The organism is Terrilactibacillus laevilacticus, assembly GCF_006517395.1.
Classification (GTDB): Bacteria; Bacillota; Bacilli; order Bacillales; family Sporolactobacillaceae; genus Terrilactibacillus; species Terrilactibacillus laevilacticus.
Genome location: NZ_VDCY01000005.1, coordinates 110,336 through 128,107 on the forward strand (window position 1 = coordinate 110,336; position 17,772 = coordinate 128,107).

Genomic DNA, 17,772 nt, shown 5'->3' on the forward strand with positions numbered 1-17,772 from the left:
TCATATAATGGAATCACAAACTCATTTTATATTCAGATCAACATGATTGAGATTGATTATTCTCACATAAATGATCAAGCTAACCAAAATTAAAAACCTCACGATTAATGTGAGGTTTTCCCTTCAATAAAAAAATGATGCAATTGTTTAATGGCGTTTTCTTCTATTATAGGTTTACCATACTCCATTAAACGGTGTATTGTTATTGTGGATGTATTACCAAATTCAGCTAAAACAGATACTAAAAGTGGAACATCGACAGAAACTTGATCCTCATCGAAGCATATATAATATTTATTTTCAAATAGATATAGAATGCCACTTTCCTCCCCCATATGATGGAGCATACGAGCTAGAGAGATAACATCTTCAAAATCAGTAAATTGATACAAAATATCATAGCTTTCATCTAGAGTTACCTGCATTTCGATGTAATTGTCATCTTCATCATCAAATGTATCAGTGTCAGAATGAAATGATTTAGAAACAATAACAACCATCCCTTGAGCAGGTAAGGAAAACACTTCAACTTCAATTGGGCCATCCGCTTGAAAACCAAGCTCATCATCAGCCTCCATGATCATATCGCGAAAGAGTTGTTCTACTCTTGGAAGATCATGCCACATATCTTCTTTGGAAATTCCGCGTTCATTAAGATCATCAAACGTTAAGAAGATCTTAATTTTATCGCTATTTAATCTCTCCAACCGCATCGTATCGTCCTCCTTACCTTACACGAAAATCTTTCTATACTATATGCATCTTCCTCTTTACTTGTTCATAACAGAGGCTTATGTAGTAGTATACAATGAGTTCTGCTATATGGACAAGTTTTATTACTTAGCCTCCGCTCGGTTTAAGATGAGATATAACGTATCTGGTTTTGCACCGAATCTAAGTGGAAGACGCGATGTTCCATATCCATTGCTTATGATTAGTTTTCCAAAAGATCGTCTTTTTACGCCTCCAACTTCTTTTAAACTAAATCCAAATAATCGAATCTGGCCTCCATGCGTATGGCCGCTAACAACAAGTTGAATACCTGTATCTTTTGTGATTCTATATTTTATATTCGGATTATGAGAAAATAATATGACGGGCGCATCGGCTTTTCCTTGAAGGGTCTTGTTTAAATCATCTCTCTCATAGGTTAAATCATCAATACCTGCAAGGTTTAAAGTTCGCCCACCACGAGTGATAACGATACAGCTATTTTCTAAAATTTGAACGTGGTGATGTTTTAATGTTTTTATAAGTCGATTTTTATTAACGGTATAATCATGGTTTCCCCAAATAAAGATGAGTGGGGCAATTTGGCTTAGTTTTTTTAAATTTGTTTCAACTCGTTTAAAAGGAACGCCTCTTTCAGTAATATCCCCGCCGATCACCACATAGTCGACTTTAGGTAGCTTATTTAGCTTATCAATGAGCTTAGGTGATATTGATCTCCTATGAATATCCGAAATAAAAAAAATACGAAAGTCTTCAAAGACTATATCTAGACCCTTTATGGCAATATGATGATTGATAATTCGGTTTAAATGCGCCTCTATATACATGTAAAGAAGCATAAGTAGGGAGGCAAAAAGGAACAGACCTAGAAAAATTAGCACAAACCACAAAACCTTACCCTCCTAAAAGTCCCGCAACTAAAGATATACATCATTCATTTTCATAAAAAAGGGCCATGGGACGCGGGTATGACTTGAATAAGAACGAACTAGCTGCCCGATTCCTAATCCCTTTTCGTCTTTTTTAGTTTATGTAGAACACTAAATTATGTTCAACTGAACACAAATAAATAAACTGTTATTATTTTCCACTCCATTAAAAAAGTTAAGATTTATTGAATGAAAAATATCCATATTGATATTGATTGAGGTTTCACCAGAAATAGATCGATCATTGCTCATTTTCCCCATTGTTGCGAGATTAATCTTCATGTAGATCTAATATTCTAAAACCTGTTTTTTCCAACTTATCCAGAAAAGATTGAAGTGATTTTGATTTTTCTATTTTTAATACCATACGCCTTACTAATTTATCTGTCTCATCAAAAGTGGCAAATGAAATAATGTTGATATGACATTGTTTTGCAAAATCAGCTATTTTAGCCATTCGTCCTTTTGCATCATTTGATGTTAAAGAGATACGAACTCCAGATTTTTGCATTCCAAAAGCACTTTGGAATGTTTCGAGAATGTCAAAACGCGTCACAATCCCTAAAAATTCTTTCTTTTGACCAACTACTACCGCGATAGGCCTATCTTTAAGAGCTACAAGGGCTTTTTCAAATACATCATTGACTGTGAGAACGTTGCTGTCTTGAACAACAATATCGCCCGCTGTCTTTGATTCAACAAATACTTTTCTTGGCTCCTCACTGTCAAATGCTGCTTCATAAATTCGATTTTTTGTGAGTAATCCAATGTATTGTTTTCCATCGTTACTAACAACCGGGATGCCATCAATTTTCTGATCATCAAAAGTATTCAAAATAACTTTTAAAGATGTACTTGTTTTTGCATAAGTGACTTTCATTTTTGGAATCATGACCTGTTTTACAAACATTTATATTCTCTCCTTACTCCACATCTTTTTTTCAAAAAGATTTCTTTTCTTTTTAAATCTTAGTTTATTTCAAAAAACAATGAAATCCTTCGCCAATTTACATAAAAGAAACAAAGACATTAATGAGCAACTTCTTAATTCCAGATGTTTGAATATTTCGTTACATTACATTATTCCACATCAAACTTGCTAATCCCTTTCAGGCAAATTAAATAATAAAAAAACTCTTATAGTGCGTGTTCAAAAAGGTGGCAAATTAGAAGCAAGAAGATCAAGGGGGCGCTGTTTTGAGGACCGGAATGTAGGTTTTTACTACATGAGGACTGGAAAAACGAGCGGGCGCCGAGATTCGCAGCTTATCATTTGGTGACTTTTTGAACAACCTCTTATATATTAAGATCAATCTTATTATTTTCGGTCTTTGACAAGCTATAGAAACATATACAAGAAAAGTAAACATCTTTTAATAAAGGAGGTTTTCTGCTATGCCGACCTTTCGAAGAACGTATAAACCTTTCGTGAGTCCTTTCGATCCTTGTCCACCTCTACGTGTCAGAACATATGAAACACCTGCACAACTCTTTTTAGGATTTCAACCAGAAAATCTTAAACAGTTTACCTTAAAAGAAGCATTAAAACACGGCACCCTTTGGCCCGCTTTATATACTCCCTACACTAATCCCTATGAAACGAAGAAGTAGCTGTAAAGCTATTTTTTCAATAGATCCATTTTTTTCGTCTAACTATAAACATAAGCCGGCTGTCCACTTCTAAAGCTTATTCGTTCCATAGAAGTGGACGAATAATCAAAGATGATCTCGTGAATGTTTTACCCGGAAGTTCAAACAATCTCCTACCTTTTTTCAAGTGTTACTATTTTGATTTTAGGAGTGATTAGGATGGATAAACAAAATCCTCTGCCAAAGAGCTATTATGACCAGTTGGAGGCCATTCAAGTTGTAGATTTTGCCTTAGTTGAACTAAATTTATATCTGGATACTCATCCGAATGATCTCAATGCTCTTAAACAATTTAATTCCTTAACAAAACAAAGTCTAGAACTCAAGCAAAAGTTTGAAGCCCAATTTGGACCTTTAATGCACTTTGGAAGAAGCTTTTCAGAATACCCATGGAGATGGAAAGATGCTCCATGGCCATGGCAAGTTTAGACTGTTGTCTTTAGTAGGCAGACGTATCTATCAATTCACGTCACTGATTTCCTTGAATATCTCTTGATTAAATAAACCATCTGATGAAAATACAAGTGGGGAGTGTCTATTGACATGTGGTATTATGAAAAAAAATTACAATATCCCGTAAAGGTTAGCATATGTAACCCTAAGTTAGCTAAATATTTGATAGAGCAATATGGCGGGGCTGACGGGGAACTTGCTGCCGCCTTGAGATATTTAAACCAAAGGTATACGATTCCAGATAAAGTCATCGGTCTTTTAAATGATATTGGGACAGAAGAATTCGCCCACTTAGAAATGATCGCTACAATGGTTTACAAACTGACGAAAGACACTACACCTGAACAGTTAAAAGCCGCTGGATTAGGTGAACATTATGTGAATCACGACAAAGCACTATTCTATGAAAATGCAGGGGGAGTGCCTTTTACCGCTACATACATACAGGCTAAAGGAGATCCCATTGCAGATTTATATGAAGATATTGCAGCTGAGGAAAAAGCACGTGCCACGTATCAATGGATTATTGATCTTTCCGATGATCCATTTTTAAATGAATCTTTGAGTTTTCTTAGGGAAAGAGAAATCGTCCATTCTCAGCGTTTCCGCGAAGCTGTGGAAATATTAAAAGAAGAACGTGATAAGAAAAAATATTTTTAAAAAGACTGATTAAATCACATGTCCCATTGATTCCGGTATATAGGAACGATTTATTTAAAGAGCCTGTTCAAAAAGGTGACAAATTAGAAGCAAGAAGATCAAGGCGGCGCAGTTTTGAGGACCGGAATGTAGGTTTTTACTACATGAGAACCGGAAAAACAAGCCAACGCCGAGATTCGTAGCTTATCATTTGGTGACTTTTTGAACAACCTCTTAAAGTTGTCTATTATTTGTTTCAGTACTTTCTCCTTAGCTTATGTAGTTATAAATTCTAATCAGGCGGAGGAGATTCTCCACCTGATTCCTCTTTATCTTCCAAGGCTTTTAAGTAGACCTTCACTTATGATACAAGTTGATATCTTTTTCGTCATTTAAAAAACGCAGCGTCTCATCTTTCCCACTTTGATCGATCTGTTTAAACCATAGCTCTTCATAACGATCTATCATTTCTTTCCTTAAGTCATCAAAATCCTCTTTAGCTTCTTCATATTTATTTCTAGCACTCACCCATACAAAATGGATAAAAATACATAGCAAACCAAAGCAAAGAATAAGCGGATCTGTGCTTACAGATCTCATCGGATCAAGAACAGTTAGTCCAGATAATTTAATGAAGAATAGATAAAAAATAAAAAAAGCATAAAGACTGACAAGAGTTGTACTCACCCATAAACGCCTTTTTTTTTGTTTTGATTCATCTTCTTTTAATTTTATGAGTTTACATAAAAGTCGATACGTTGTTTCGGGAATTACGCCTTCATCACGTAAAACCTTAATTTTTATCTCTTCCATACATGTCCCTCCCCTTATCAAAGTATGTGAACACATAAGGGAATAGGACAAAAAAGAATTAAACCATTTAATTATTTTGGCTTTGTTTAGATCTTGATAGGAACATATGTTATTTCATAGGGTGGTTTCGTAACATTCTAAGTTTCCAATTTTCACACTACATCTTTTATTATCGAAGCGCAGCTTGATTAAATTGCTGTTTAAGTAAAATACCTAGCAATAAATCAATGACATAGTGGGTAATCATTGGAATGATTAGACTGTTTGTTTTTGTAAATAACCAACTTAAAAGCAAACTAATGAGAACGAGGACAACAATCACTAGGGGCTTCTTCAAATATCTTACATGAATGACAACAAAACAGAGAGTTGTTATCCATATTCCAAAGGTGGATTGAATAAGCCCTCTAAATAGTAATTCTTCACTAAATGCAACCAATCCCATAAATAAAAATAGTTCAGGTATTGAAAGAGCTTGCATCATGCGCTCATTTATTCCATCATCATCAAACCAATGTCTTGGAACAGATTTATCAATGATTATTTGTAAAAGAACGACAACGAGGGCTGGAAGTATCCCATAAGTAAAGAGATGATCATCACCCCTTATTGTTAATACTTTTTTCCAGTAAGTCCAATTGTTTTTATATACCAATATCCAAATCGCACTGATTAACAGTAAGATGAACTGTGTTTGTATTAATGCATGTTTGATCTCTCGGTCACTTAAAGCGTTTAATTGCTTTCTATTCATCGATTGTGACCCCTTTCTTAAGTAAAGCAACATGAGAAGAATTTCTTTCATGACCTGTTTAGTCATACGCCTATATCATCCGTCAAGGAGTATACATAGATGGACTTTAAGTGATGGGCATGAGTCATCATTTCCTATACTTTCTAATTGTTATTCAATAGCTTTTGTAATCGCTCTTCCCACGTATCCATTTTATCGAAACTCCTTTTCTCTCTTTTACCCTTCCTAAAAATGTCCCAATTTAAACCACAATGATCACAACATGGCTCTCTTTTTTCAATGACTTGCTCATTATATAATTCTAAATAAGCTTCTCTTCGGCATCTTTTCGTCTCAATCCATCTTTTCATTTCATTTAATTCTCGCCATTTATGTTGCTTTCTTTCTTGAATGGTTGATTTGATCATTTTTTGGACTTTTTCTATATCTAAATCCTTATTAGCAAATTGTCGTAATTGATAGTGTAAAAATTGGGCTGCCGTCTCACTCGCTCCTTCTTCCTGCATGATGACTAAGAGCTGGTCTGAATGGAGTTTCACGTTTTCATATTTAATTCTCGAAAAAATTCTAGCTAATACATCATCATCTGGATAACTTTGATCAATCAAATGTTTTGGTATCTGATCATCTAATGGGCAATATAGTAAGACAGCGAGACTTTGCTTACCATCTCTTCCTGCTCGTCCAATCTCTTGAACATAGCTATTAATATGTTTAGGATAATGAAAATGCATCACTAACCTCACATTGGATTTATTAATTCCCATACCAAAGGCATTTGTACAAACGATGAGATCAAGTTCTCCATCAATAAATTGTCGTTGGATAAGGATACGGTCCTCCGTAGTCATGCCTCCATGATAATAAGCGACGCGATAATTGGTCCGAATTTGGATAATAGACGTTAATTGTTCTGTCCAATCTCTACTCCCACAATAAAGAATGCCAGGTAGATGAACCGTTTTGATGATAGAAATGGCCTCCTCTATTTTTTCATCTATTGTTTCACATTTTTTAACGACAATCGATATATTCTTTCGATCAATGGGATAGATATATTGATCACATTGTTCCATATCCAACTGTTTGATAATATCACGTTTGACATGATCATTCGCTGTTGCAGTTAAGGCTAGGCATGGAGCTGTTCCTAGAGTATGCCTGATACTCGCTAGTTTTAAATAATCAGTTCTAAATTCATGTCCCCATTCTGAAATACAATGAGCTTCATCAACAACAAAAAGAGCGATTTTGATCTTGGTTAATTGGTTGAGTAACTTTTTATTTTGCAACATTTCAGGTGAAATAAATAAGTATTTTAAATCTCGTAATTGTCCAAGTATCCGCTCTTTTTCTTGGTAAGTAAGAAAACTATTTAAGGCTTTTACTCTTTTTTCACCATGAGCACGTAACTGTTCACATTGATCCTCCATTAATGAAAGAAGCGGCGTCACAATGATGACTAAACCCTCCATCACATATCCAGGTAATAGATAACAAATGGATTTACCACTACCTGTTGGTAGAACAGCAAAAACATCTCTTCTATGTATGATAGAATCAATAATTTCTTTTTGACCTTGTCTAAATGATGAATAACCGAATTTTTCTTTTAAAATTGTTTCTAGCAACTCAAATTCTCTCCTTTGCTAGTACAAGACGAATCATAAAATAAGAGATATCTTGTCCACATGCATCTTTGATCACACTCAGCCGCTTGGTTGTTAAAGAACCGATAATTCGCTGTATATGTTGATATGAATTCTCATCAATAAATGAATCAATCGGAAAAGAAGGATCCTGAAAGGCGATTTCTATCACATGATCTTCAATGGTATTCTGAGTTAAACGACGTATTGAGGCAATTTGATCCAGTGTCAGTCCGCGATTAATAAGTTTTAGCGTCTTCCTAGCAGATTGTGTTAATGAAACCGCTGAAGCAGACCTATCTAAATCAGCTATCTTTGCTAAAATAGGATATTTATTTGGCTTAGATGCAATTTGGTTAAGAAGTTGTCGTACTGATGATTTAAACAGGAAAGAGGTTTCAAATAGTGATGAATGGGTCAACATGGCTAGTTGTTCAATCGTCATTCCATTTACCTGAAAACCAGATAACTGATAGACTAAGATACCACTTTCTAGATCGGAGCATGTAGAAAGTGCTGTCTTGATTTCTTTTTGAAGTTGCTTAGAAATTTGGTAGCGATTGACTTTCAAATATCTATAAAAGTTCTTGGTCCATTGTTGAATGTCATCTTGTCTTGTTACAGGATAGTAATAACGTTTGTGATGAACCATATGTGACAGACTTTGTATAATCATTTTTAGTTTTTTCCAGAATGGCGTTTCAATGTCAATCCAGTCAGTTAATTCTAAGCCAGCTGGAATAGAATAGGATTTTGAGAGCATTAAATACGTATCTGAACCTTTATCAGTTAAAGTAAAGTGATCCTTTTTAATTTCCTGTAGAAGATGTTTTGAACAACAAGAACGAATTAAATGACTCCAGTTCTCCCGTGAAAGGTTTTCTAAAGAATTGAAAAAAGCTTGTGCAGAAAAGAGAACGCTATCTTGAATTGTTTGAGATGATTTTTTCCCACGAAGTAAATGGTAAATGCCATAAATCGAACGATCACCTTGGAATTTTTTTATAAGATGAAGGACTACAAATACGTGATATGACATAACTTTCCCCTTTGATTTGTCTTCTTACATCATAATCTTAGCACAATCGCGGTTTTTCTTTTAGAGGTTGCTTTAAAAAGTCACCAAATGATAAGCTGCGAATCTCGGCGCCCTCTTGTTTTTCCGGTCCTCATGTAGCGGATACAAGAGGATCGCTGGCTAAAATCGCTCACACTGGCACCTGAAGCTACCACATCATGTGGATGCCGGTCCTATGGAACACAGCGCCACTCTTACCCTTCCGACGCCAAGGACGAGCAAGTAACTGGCGTTTCTTGCAGGATGCCAGCGTACTTAGCCAGTAACCCTTTTCATTTGTCACCTTTTTGAACACGTACTTTTGTAACAAAAGATCAACTTTTGTTTTATCCTGTCACTTTGTTGAAAAAAATGGGTTGTCGGCTTAAAATAGAGATGATAGAGAAAATGGGGGATACAAAATGGCTAAGTTTACTATTATTGACAAAGATACATGCATTGCTTGCGGAGCTTGTGGAGCTGCAGCTCCCGATATATATGATTACGACGACGATGGGATTGCTTTTGTTCTACTCGATAAAAATACCGGTGATGTAGAGATTCCAGAGGAATTAATAGATGATATGGTCGACGCATATGAAGGGTGCCCAACTGATTCAGTTCGTGTTTCGGATAAACCCTTCCATGGTAATCCAGATAGCAACGAGTAACGGAGAACTCATATAGCTTTACCTAATCTAACCGATTAAAACACCATCCTAAATTAAAAGGATGGTGTTTTATTTATCCCGCCTAAACGGCAAGAAAAGATCCTACTGATGGATTCTGAGTATTCAATAAACCCCACTAATGGACGTTTCATTTTATGGTTCATTTATATTAAATTTTTTACACTCACGATTCAATTATATCTTTTCAGATGCATTTTTGGGCAAGAAGAAAGTGAACGTTGTTCCTTCGCCTTTTTTACTATTTACAGTGATTGCTCCGCCATGAGCTTTAACAATATTTTTGGCTATAGATAAACCTAATCCTGTACCAGACTTTCCTCTTGTTCTTGCTTTATCTGCTTTGTAAAAACGCTCAAATACAAAAGGAAGGTCCTCTTCACCAATACCAACGCCTGTATCAACAACATTGGTATAAACACCTTTTTTCCCAGCTTCTATTTCGACTGTAACTGTATTTCCCTTTTTAGTGTGCCTAATGGCATTATCAATGAGATTGGTTAAAACCTGTTCGATTCGATCAGGATCGCATTCAAATTCATCATCTTTCTGACTTGGACCCCGGAAAACCAACGTTATTCCGGATTCTTTTGCCACATTTTGAAATTTATTCACAACTCGACTAAAAAAAGAATTCAAATTAACAGATGTTTTATTCAATTGGAAATGGCCTGCTTCTAACTTAGCTAGATCTAATAATTCATTGACCAATCGACCCATACGTAATGATTCATCGTGAATGATTTGCGTCAGTTCTCGCATTTCTTCAGGAGTTTGAACGACGTTATCAATGATCGCTTCACTATATCCTTGCAGCATAGAAATTGGCGTTTTTAATTCATGACTTACGTTGGCTATAAATCCTTTTCTAAGTTGATCTAATCGTCTTTCTTCCGTCATATCCCTTAGAACTGCTACGGCTCCACGTACTTTATCTTGGTCGTAGAGAGGAGACATCACGATAACCCATGAACGACCTTGAAAGTTGATTTCACCAATTTCTTTATTTTCATTCATCACAACGTGTTGAAATAGAGAAGTGACCTTATGGGGGAGACTCCTGATATCCTCCGCCTGTCCTTTATTTTCAAACCGCCATGAATGTAAAAGTATTCTAGCAGGGGGGTTGGAGATAACCAGTTGACCTTGTTTGTCAAATGTCATGACACCATCGGCCATACTATTAATGATTCCGGATAATTGCTCTTTCTCTTGGTTTAATGCAGTTAAATTAACTTTCAGCCTTTGGGCCATTTGATTAAATGTCTTAGCAAGTTCACCTATGTCATCATGAGTTAAAACAGGGACTTTTAAATCAAAGTTACCCTTTGCCACCTGAATAGCGGCTTTTCTCATTGCACTTAACGGAGAGGCAATACGAGTCGACAAGAAAAAAGCAAAAAACGTCGTCAATATAATGGCAATTCCTGCGCTTATATATATCAATTTTTTGGACTGATTAATCGTTTTTTGTATCGTATTTAATGATTGAAAGACATATACAGCACCTTTTTCACCTGAACTGTATTTGATTGGAACACCAACAACCATCATCTGTCTATGTACTTTCTTTCCATTTAAATTCACAGCAAAATTACCTTGTTTGACCACATTTTCCTGCCGAGATAAAGCTAACTTTAAGTCCAGATCCTTTTCAATTATAGATGGATTTATTTTCGGTACATGTTGATTATCTCCTGCCTGCCAGTATCCTTTATGGTCAATAATAACCGTTCTCGCAGAATAGGTGTCTGTGATCTCAGCTGCTGTTAGCAAAGTGTTCTTTGTATGACCTGTTTCAGTCACACGTTCTGAGATTTTTGTCGCTATCTTTGTCATTTGCTTTTCAACTTCATTAAGATGAAAATTCTCAAAGAACTGCAACAGAAGAATCGTTAAAAACAATAACACGAAAGAGACAAGAATGAGTATGGTTAACCAAAGTTTGCCAACAACACTTTTCCAAATCTTCATTCTTCTAACTGAGCAGCCTCAATTTTATAACCAACACCCCATACTGTTACAATCATGGAAGCTGCTTCTTCAGAAACCCGATTTAATTTTTCACGTAACCGTTTAACATGTGTGTCGACCGTTCTTAAATCTCCAAAAAATTCATAATTCCAAACATCTTTAAGGAGTTGTTCGCGAGTATAGACCTTATCAGGCGTTTGGGCAAGATAATAGAGAAGTTCATACTCTTTTGGTGTTAAACCAACTTCTTTTTCGTTGACCATCACTCGATGTGCATCATGGTCAATCGTTAAGTTAGGGAAAACAATAATATTCTTTGCAGCAGGTTCTGTTTCTAGGAATTTTGTCTTAGATGATCTGCGGAGTAATGCTTTGACTCTCAATACAACCTCTCTAGGACTAAATGGTTTAGTAATGTAATCATCCGTACCAACCTCAAACCCTTGAACTCGATTGGATTCCTCACCTTTAGCTGTTAACATAATAATTGGAGTGGCTTTTGTTTCGCGAAGTTTTTCACAAACCTCGATACCATCCATTCCAGGAAGCATCAAATCAAGGAGAATGACATCATAATCCTTCTCAGTTGCAAGATTGAGTGCCTCTTCACCGTCTGCAGCTTCATCGATTTCAAATCCTTCACGTTCTAAATACATTTTTAATAATTTTCGAATTCTATCTTCATCATCTACAACTAAAATAGCTATTTTATTTTGTTCCATGAGAAGCCTCCTTGCTAATTACCATTAACATCTCTATTTTAATGATGATTTTGATAAATGTACATAAATTACATCAAAGAATCTTAATTTGTTTTTAGTTTGTTATTTGCTTAGCTTTTTTTATTAACTAATTGGTAGAGTGTTTTTACTTCATGCGGCTTTAATTCACGACTATCTCCAGAAGCCAAACCGCGAAGATCCAGAAAACCATACCGTTCTCTTTTAAGTTTTAAAACATTAAACCCGAGGGCTTCGAACATTCGGCGTACTTGTCTGTTACGACCTTCATGAATCGTTATTTGAATAATGGCCCGCTTCTTTGCTTTATCTTTTGATAACATCTCAACATCAGCTTTTGCTGTCATACCATCCTTAAGTCTGATGCCTTTAGCTAACTTATTTAATTGATTTTGACTTGGAATACCATCTATTTTAGCCACATACGTTTTATCTATTTCAAATTTGGGATGCATCAGTAGATTCGCAAGAGTTCCGTCATTCGTTAGTAATAGAGCTCCAGACGTATCATAATCAAGTCGACCGACAGGATAGATCCGTTCAGTCACGTGAGGAAGGTAATCTGTTACCACTTTTCTTCCTTTTTCGTCCTTCACACTTGTAATAACTCCTGTTGGTTTATAAAGCAAAAAGTAAACAGAAATTTCACGATCAATTTGAATACCATCAACTTCTACTTTATCATTCGAAGAGACCTTGATCCCTTGACTGGTGACAACTTCTCCATTTACTTTTACTCTACCACTTGAAATCAAATTCTCTGCTTTACGGCGTGATGTAATCCCTGATTGGGCAATCACTTTTTGTAGTCGTTCCATTCTTTCACCTCTTTGAACATCATAACGCTCTCATGAAGTTTTAACAAGTTTCATATTAACTATTCCAAAGTATTAATAGAATCCCAGGCGCTCGGTTACTTATAGCTCATTTTACTTTTCATATCGTGACCAAAACTTCATACTCAAACAGGAAAGTTCAAGGATAGAGAGTAGACAAAAAAGAGTACAGTTCACATCTCTGTACTCTTCGTTATCTTCCAAATATAAGTGAAACAAATATGATTGAGGAAATGACACCGACACAATCTGCCAGTAAACCTACCTTTAAGGCATCACCCGTCTTATGAATTCCTACCGCTCCGAAATAAACGGTTAACACATAGAATGTGGTATCTGTACTACTTTGCAATGTCGAGGCGAGTCTTCCAATAAAAGAATCAGGTGTATACTGCTTTAAAAGATCAGACATAATGCCAAGAGCACCCGTACCTGAAATTGGCCTAATTATCGCAAGCGGGACAATTTCGGACGGGACACCGAAGATAGATAAAAAAGGTTTAATCGTATTTAATACCATATCCATTGCCCCAGATGCTCGAAACACACCGATAGCAACGAGCATACCTACTAAATATGGAATAATTGATATGGCCATAGAGAATCCTTCTTTACCACCGTCTACAAATGTTTCGTAAGTGGGGATTCTTTTATATGTACCATACACGAGTATCGTGCCTATTAAAATTGGGATGATCCATATAGAAAGGGCTGTGATGATAGCCATTATTCCCTCCCCTTTCTTTTTCTTCGATGATAAAAAAAGCGATCAATTAAAATGGCGGCAGTTGTCGTACATATCGTCACAAGGATTGTTACCCCTACTATTTCAGTCGGAGCCGCTGAGTGATATTTCATACGAAAGGCAATCACAGTAGTCGGAACCAACGTAAGGCCAGATGTATTTAGTGCCAAAAAGGTAATCATTGATCTAGAAGCCACATTTTTATTACCATTTAATTTTTTCAACTGTTCCATTGCTTTGATACCTAGTGGTGTTGCTGCGTTACCTAGACCAAACATATTGGCTATAGTATTTGAAACAATATAACCCATTGCAGGATGTTTCGTTGGGACCTCTGGGAATAACTTTGATAATATGGGCCGAAAAAGAGACGAAAATTTTGTTAGTAAACCGCTTTTTTCTGCAATCTTCATCATACCAAGCCAAAAAACTAGGATACTAATTAACCCTAAGCAGAGTGTAACCCCTTCTTCCGCAGAATTAAATACCGCTTGATTAACCTTATCCATCGTTCCATTGCAAGCCGCATAGACAATCCCTACGACCAACATTGTAACCCAAATGATATTAACCATTCTTAGACAATCCCATCGTTAGTGATATAACATGCGTAAATAAGGACCAAAAACCTTTCTTTTCTTTTTTAGGTTTCTCGTAAAACAAAGGCAATGATCCAACATGTTTGTTTTTACTATAAAAAACGACTTTACCAATTGGCGACGGTACGGTTTTCCAGTCATTTTCTTTTTTGGGTGGTTGTATTAAAAATACTTTTGATTTTAGATTCTCTTTTTCTTCTTTTGTGAGTAATAAGGAAAGTGACCGTTTAGCATACAAGTGATTTTTATAAAATCCTTGATTTAAAAAAGTGAGTTTACCTTTTTTAACGACATGAACTCTTTTAAATGTTTTAAATCCATAATCAAATAAATTTTGATGATCTTTCCAATCGTCACCATCATTTAAAGTTACGACGATAAGATCTTTGTGGTCTTTTGTTGCAGTGGATATGAGCGTTCTCCGTGCAAGTGACGTGAACCCTGTCTTTCCACCAGTCGAATAGGCATATTGGAATAAAAGTTTATTCTTGTTTTTCCACACACGGTCCCACTTTTCTCCGTCCTGCGGTGAACGATGATACTTTGTCCCAAACATCTTTCTAAAGGTGGAATTTTGCATCGCATATTTCGTCAATAAAGCCATATCGTAAGCTGATGAATAATGTGAAGGGTTATCGAGACCATGTGGGTTGGCAAAGGATGTATCCTTCATTCCGAGTTCTCTTGCTTTTTCATTCATTAAATAAACAAACCCTGGAACACTCTTAGCTACGTGTTCTGCAATGGCAACAGCTGCGTCATTACCGGAACGAAGCAAGAGACCGTAAACGAGCTCCTTTAATTTTATTTTTTCCCCTTTTTTCAGATACAATGAAGACCCCTCGGTGCCATATGCATGTGAACTAACTGTGACAGTTTCATTTAGTTTGCCTGACTCGATGGCAAGTAACGCTGTCATGACTTTTGTAATACTGGCAATTCTCATTTTTTTATGCCGATTTTTCTCGTATAAAACTCGTCCCGAATTTTGATCCATTAATATGGCTGCTTGTGCAGACACGTCCGGCCTGCCAGCGGCTCGTGCTTGGACGTTCGGGAGAAGCGTTATTAGAACGAGTATACATAGTATTAATTTAGTCAGTTTTTTCATAATCACTCATCATCCTATCTCGTCCCGGTTTAATACAAGCATATGCTTGACCACACAAAATATGATGATTAAAAGCTAAGTTTTATCCCGCCTTAACGGCTTAACGGCTAGTCAAGACCCTCACCTCAAGATTCTGGGTATTCAAAGAAGATAGATGAGGTTCAACTGCCCGTAAAGGTCCGATTGGTTCAGGCTTTCCATCAGTTGGGGATGAAGCAGGCTAAAAACCAGGCGTCCTGTCGCAACGCCTGCACTAGCATATCCTGTGAGTCGAAAATCCCTAACTGATCACTTTGCTTAAGGAAATGTACAACCTAGTCAAGGTGTCAGAAAATGATGACTGAAAACAAAATAAGCCAAACAAGATGACAGACAGCTAATATGACCACACCAGAGTATTTCATTTTTAATGAATACTTGTCTTTTATTAAAAAGAACAACAAAGGAATCCCTATCCAAATAACGTAAGCAATGATTGATACACCGATTATTAGAATTAAAGGAAGTAAGGAAAAGTAAAGCGAAGAAACAATGAGAAATGCTGGAACTGAAGAAAGGATAGGCGTAAAGATAATATAATAGCGAAGAAGATCTTCATATTGTTGTCCAAATACTTTCCATGACTCAATATGAGCTTTTACCCGTGAATTGTCTAGAAATCGACCAACCATATCATGCACCTCCATGGATTAACCTATGAAGGTAAAAGAGAAAATATCACATTAGATTCTCTGTTTTAGTTAGCGGAAGGCGCTTAACTTCTGGGGGATTAGCGTTACAGACGCCCCCCCCCAAAAGCTCGACGAGGAGGCTCGGCGAACCCCCCGGAAAGCAAGCTCCTGGAGCGGAAATTAACCTTTTCTCCTACGATTCATATACAAAAATTGGCAAAGGGCATCGAAGAGCGTACTCTCGATACCTTTTGCCGGCAATCTAAAAACCTCCATAAATAGATGTTTCTTCTAAAGGTCCATCATTGTTCTTTTAAACTGATCATAAAACAAATCGGATTCTTCACCTTCACTCTCTTCAAAATCTTGTTGTGATATTGGCGGCAGATCCTCAAGTGATTGCAAACCGAAATACGTGAAAAATTGATTTGTGACTCCATACAGAATAGCCCTTCCTGTTCCTTCAGCTCTTCCCACTTCTTTTATAAGCCCTCTTGAAACAAGTGTTTGAAGAGCCTTCTCAGATTTCACGCCGCGGATGTCTTCAATTTCAATCCGTGAAATGGGCATTCGATACGCAATTATCGCGATCGTTTCAAGTGCTGCTTGGGAAAGTGAAGCACTTACTGGCGTTTGCACATATTTCTTTATGTAGTTAGCAAGATATGGTTTTGTAACAAGTTGATAACCTTCAGGTCGGTCTACGATGGTTATCCCGCTATCCTCACTTTCATAGGAGACTTTCAACTCTTCTATAATTTGACGAATGGTGCTTTGATTCGTTTCTAATATCTGTTCTAGTTGAGCAAGAAGAAGGCCTTCATCTCCTGCAACATATAATAATCCCTCAATAATAGCTTTCATTGTCGGTTTTGCTGGCATTATGTTCCCTCCCATCAACCAAGCTGATCGTTATCTCATCAAAATTATCCTCCTGTATACAATAGATTTGATGCTTTTTCATAAGCTCTAACATCGCTAAGAAAGTGACGACAATATGAGTACGATCCGGGTACGTAAACAAAGATTCAAATGTAAGTGGGGTCTTTGACTCTTCTAATACATCGACAATTTCAACCATTCGTTGCCCAATTGGTAGCTGGTTGCGTTCTATCTTTGTTTTTAAAGGCTTCATGAGCTTCTTTTTCTTCATCAATCTTTGAAATGCCCCTAGCATATCAAAGATTGTTGCCCTAGGGCCAATCATTGGAGGAGGAGACCCATTTAGTTGTTGCTTATATTCCTTCAAATCACTTGTAGGCTTGGAAAACTGTTCGCTTTGAACTTGTTCAAACGTTTTAAATTGTTCTGCGGCTTGTTTATATTGTTTATATTCAATTAATCGATTCATTAATTCTTCACGTGGATCTTCCTCGATTACATCCTCTTCGTCATATAACTCTTCTGGTTCTTGTTTAGGAAGGAGCATTTTACTCTTCATGGCAATTAAAGTTGCTGCCATAACAAGATATTCACTAGCTACATCAAGCTCTAGCACTTTCATCTGATGAATAAATTCTAAATATTGCTCTGTTATTTCCGCAACTGGAATGTCATAAATATCAATCTCTAACTGTTTAATTAAATGTAATAATAAATCAAGAGGCCCTTCAAAAGCATCTATTTTTATCTTATATTCCAAATTCATCATCCTGACACACGACTCGTGTTACTTTTAGCTACCCATTTATGTTATGCGATTATCTCTGCATAAAAAAAAGAAACTGAATA

General features: G+C 36.3%; 20 protein-coding genes. 4 read left to right on the forward strand and 16 right to left on the reverse strand.

Annotation, left to right across the window (positions count from 1 at the left end):
• Positions 1-104: 104 nt before the first annotated feature.
• The 3 genes from FG390_RS08270 to FG390_RS08280 all read right to left on the reverse strand — a co-directional run bounded on the left by FG390_RS08270 (position 105) and on the right by FG390_RS08280 (position 2,571).
• A complete protein-coding gene (locus FG390_RS08270; protein ID WP_141190574.1) occupies positions 105-713 on the reverse strand; it encodes a genetic competence negative regulator in 609 nt (202 codons plus the stop codon).
• A 123-nt stretch (positions 714-836) separates the two neighbouring features.
• On the reverse strand, positions 837-1,613 hold the full coding sequence (locus FG390_RS08275) for a metallophosphoesterase (RefSeq protein ID WP_258311630.1): 777 nt from the start codon (positions 1,611-1,613) through the stop codon (positions 837-839).
• Between the two features lie 319 nt (positions 1,614-1,932).
• Positions 1,933-2,571: a CBS domain-containing protein gene (locus tag FG390_RS08280; protein WP_141190576.1), complete on the reverse strand. Its 639-nt coding sequence runs from the start codon at positions 2,569-2,571 to the stop codon at positions 1,933-1,935.
• Between the two features lie 485 nt (positions 2,572-3,056).
• Here FG390_RS08280 and FG390_RS08285 point away from each other — a divergent pair, with 485 nt between their 5' ends.
• The 3 genes from FG390_RS08285 to FG390_RS08295 all read left to right on the forward strand — a co-directional run bounded on the left by FG390_RS08285 (position 3,057) and on the right by FG390_RS08295 (position 4,424).
• Positions 3,057-3,272, forward strand: coding sequence for a spore coat associated protein CotJA (locus tag FG390_RS08285; protein ID WP_141190577.1), 216 nt, complete (start codon positions 3,057-3,059; stop codon positions 3,270-3,272).
• A 198-nt stretch (positions 3,273-3,470) separates the two neighbouring features.
• Complete coding sequence (locus FG390_RS08290) at positions 3,471-3,740, forward strand: spore coat protein CotJB (RefSeq protein WP_141190578.1); 270 nt, start codon at positions 3,471-3,473, stop codon at positions 3,738-3,740.
• Between the two features lie 114 nt (positions 3,741-3,854).
• Positions 3,855-4,424, forward strand: a complete 570-nt coding sequence (locus FG390_RS08295) for a manganese catalase family protein (protein WP_141190579.1) — start codon at positions 3,855-3,857, stop codon at positions 4,422-4,424.
• A gap of 336 nt (positions 4,425-4,760) precedes the next feature.
• Here the strand turns inward: FG390_RS08295 and FG390_RS08300 are convergent, their stop codons facing one another.
• The 4 genes from FG390_RS08300 to FG390_RS08315 all read right to left on the reverse strand — a co-directional run bounded on the left by FG390_RS08300 (position 4,761) and on the right by FG390_RS08315 (position 8,658).
• A complete protein-coding gene (locus FG390_RS08300; RefSeq protein ID WP_181406436.1) occupies positions 4,761-5,216 on the reverse strand; it encodes a DUF2663 family protein in 456 nt (151 codons plus the stop codon).
• A gap of 169 nt (positions 5,217-5,385) precedes the next feature.
• Complete coding sequence (locus FG390_RS08305) at positions 5,386-5,970, reverse strand: CPBP family intramembrane glutamic endopeptidase (RefSeq protein WP_181406437.1); 585 nt, start codon at positions 5,968-5,970, stop codon at positions 5,386-5,388.
• Between the two features lie 143 nt (positions 5,971-6,113).
• On the reverse strand, positions 6,114-7,601 hold the full coding sequence (locus FG390_RS08310) for a RecQ family ATP-dependent DNA helicase (RefSeq protein WP_141190582.1): 1,488 nt from the start codon (positions 7,599-7,601) through the stop codon (positions 6,114-6,116).
• 1 nt (position 7,602) lies between these two features.
• On the reverse strand, positions 7,603-8,658 hold the full coding sequence (locus FG390_RS08315) for a YpbB family protein (protein WP_141190583.1): 1,056 nt from the start codon (positions 8,656-8,658) through the stop codon (positions 7,603-7,605).
• Between the two features lie 440 nt (positions 8,659-9,098).
• Between FG390_RS08315 and FG390_RS08320 the strand changes: the two genes are divergently transcribed.
• Positions 9,099-9,347: a 4Fe-4S domain-containing protein gene (locus FG390_RS08320; RefSeq protein WP_141190584.1), complete on the forward strand. Its 249-nt coding sequence runs from the start codon at positions 9,099-9,101 to the stop codon at positions 9,345-9,347.
• Positions 9,348-9,542: 195 nt separating this feature from the next.
• Here FG390_RS08320 and FG390_RS08325 read toward each other — a convergent pair whose 3' ends face one another.
• The 9 genes from FG390_RS08325 to FG390_RS08365 all read right to left on the reverse strand — a co-directional run bounded on the left by FG390_RS08325 (position 9,543) and on the right by FG390_RS08365 (position 17,683).
• Positions 9,543-11,339 (reverse strand): ATP-binding protein, encoded by a 1,797-nt coding sequence (locus FG390_RS08325; RefSeq protein WP_141190585.1) that lies wholly within the window; start codon positions 11,337-11,339, stop codon positions 9,543-9,545.
• Positions 11,336-12,061, reverse strand: a complete 726-nt coding sequence (locus FG390_RS08330; protein WP_141190586.1) for a response regulator — start codon at positions 12,059-12,061, stop codon at positions 11,336-11,338. The genes FG390_RS08325 and FG390_RS08330 overlap by 4 nt, the downstream gene beginning before the upstream one ends.
• A 110-nt stretch (positions 12,062-12,171) precedes the next feature.
• On the reverse strand, positions 12,172-12,897 hold the full coding sequence (locus tag FG390_RS08335) for a pseudouridine synthase (RefSeq protein WP_141190587.1): 726 nt from the start codon (positions 12,895-12,897) through the stop codon (positions 12,172-12,174).
• 211 nt (positions 12,898-13,108) lie between these two features.
• Positions 13,109-13,642 carry a spore maturation protein gene (locus FG390_RS08340; RefSeq protein WP_141190588.1) on the reverse strand — a complete coding sequence of 178 codons (534 nt, stop codon included), beginning with the start codon at positions 13,640-13,642 and terminating at the stop codon, positions 13,109-13,111.
• Positions 13,642-14,235 (reverse strand): nucleoside recognition domain-containing protein, encoded by a 594-nt coding sequence (locus FG390_RS08345; protein ID WP_141190589.1) that lies wholly within the window; start codon positions 14,233-14,235, stop codon positions 13,642-13,644. The genes FG390_RS08340 and FG390_RS08345 overlap by 1 nt, the downstream gene beginning before the upstream one ends.
• Positions 14,228-15,370, reverse strand: coding sequence for a D-alanyl-D-alanine carboxypeptidase family protein (locus FG390_RS08350; RefSeq protein ID WP_141190590.1), 1,143 nt, complete (start codon positions 15,368-15,370; stop codon positions 14,228-14,230). Before FG390_RS08350 ends, FG390_RS08345 begins: the two co-directional genes overlap by 8 nt.
• Before the next feature lie 326 nt (positions 15,371-15,696).
• Positions 15,697-16,041 (reverse strand): hypothetical protein, encoded by a 345-nt coding sequence (locus FG390_RS08355; RefSeq protein ID WP_141190591.1) that lies wholly within the window; start codon positions 16,039-16,041, stop codon positions 15,697-15,699.
• Positions 16,042-16,332: 291 nt separating this feature from the next.
• A complete protein-coding gene (scpB, locus tag FG390_RS08360; RefSeq protein ID WP_141190592.1) occupies positions 16,333-16,923 on the reverse strand; it encodes an SMC-Scp complex subunit ScpB in 591 nt (196 codons plus the stop codon).
• Positions 16,889-17,683 (reverse strand): segregation/condensation protein A, encoded by a 795-nt coding sequence (locus FG390_RS08365; RefSeq protein WP_246092767.1) that lies wholly within the window; start codon positions 17,681-17,683, stop codon positions 16,889-16,891. The genes scpB and FG390_RS08365 overlap by 35 nt, the downstream gene beginning before the upstream one ends.
• Between the last annotated feature and the right edge of the window lie 89 nt (positions 17,684-17,772).

Coding starts and splice junctions, on each gene's coding strand:
- FG390_RS08270 (WP_141190574.1), bottom strand. CDS start 713: ATGCGGTTGGAGAGATTAAATAGCGATAAAATTAAGATCTTCTTAACG.
- FG390_RS08280 (WP_141190576.1), bottom strand. CDS start 2,571: ATGTTTGTAAAACAGGTCATGATTCCAAAAATGAAAGTCACTTATGCA.
- FG390_RS08285 (WP_141190577.1), top strand. CDS start 3,057: ATGCCGACCTTTCGAAGAACGTATAAACCTTTCGTGAGTCCTTTCGAT.
- FG390_RS08290 (WP_141190578.1), top strand. CDS start 3,471: ATGGATAAACAAAATCCTCTGCCAAAGAGCTATTATGACCAGTTGGAG.
- FG390_RS08295 (WP_141190579.1), top strand. CDS start 3,855: ATGTGGTATTATGAAAAAAAATTACAATATCCCGTAAAGGTTAGCATA.
- FG390_RS08300 (WP_181406436.1), bottom strand. CDS start 5,216: ATGGAAGAGATAAAAATTAAGGTTTTACGTGATGAAGGCGTAATTCCC.
- FG390_RS08305 (WP_181406437.1), bottom strand. CDS start 5,970: ATGAATAGAAAGCAATTAAACGCTTTAAGTGACCGAGAGATCAAACAT.
- FG390_RS08315 (WP_141190583.1), bottom strand. CDS start 8,658: ATGTCATATCACGTATTTGTAGTCCTTCATCTTATAAAAAAATTCCAA.
- FG390_RS08320 (WP_141190584.1), top strand. CDS start 9,099: ATGGCTAAGTTTACTATTATTGACAAAGATACATGCATTGCTTGCGGA.
- FG390_RS08325 (WP_141190585.1), bottom strand. CDS start 11,339: ATGAAGATTTGGAAAAGTGTTGTTGGCAAACTTTGGTTAACCATACTC.
- FG390_RS08330 (WP_141190586.1), bottom strand. CDS start 12,061: ATGGAACAAAATAAAATAGCTATTTTAGTTGTAGATGATGAAGATAGA.
- FG390_RS08335 (WP_141190587.1), bottom strand. CDS start 12,897: ATGGAACGACTACAAAAAGTGATTGCCCAATCAGGGATTACATCACGC.
- FG390_RS08340 (WP_141190588.1), bottom strand. CDS start 13,642: ATGGCTATCATCACAGCCCTTTCTATATGGATCATCCCAATTTTAATA.
- FG390_RS08345 (WP_141190589.1), bottom strand. CDS start 14,235: ATGGTTAATATCATTTGGGTTACAATGTTGGTCGTAGGGATTGTCTAT.
- FG390_RS08350 (WP_141190590.1), bottom strand. CDS start 15,370: ATGAAAAAACTGACTAAATTAATACTATGTATACTCGTTCTAATAACG.
- FG390_RS08355 (WP_141190591.1), bottom strand. CDS start 16,041: ATGGTTGGTCGATTTCTAGACAATTCACGGGTAAAAGCTCATATTGAG.
- scpB (WP_141190592.1), bottom strand. CDS start 16,923: ATGCCAGCAAAACCGACAATGAAAGCTATTATTGAGGGATTATTATAT.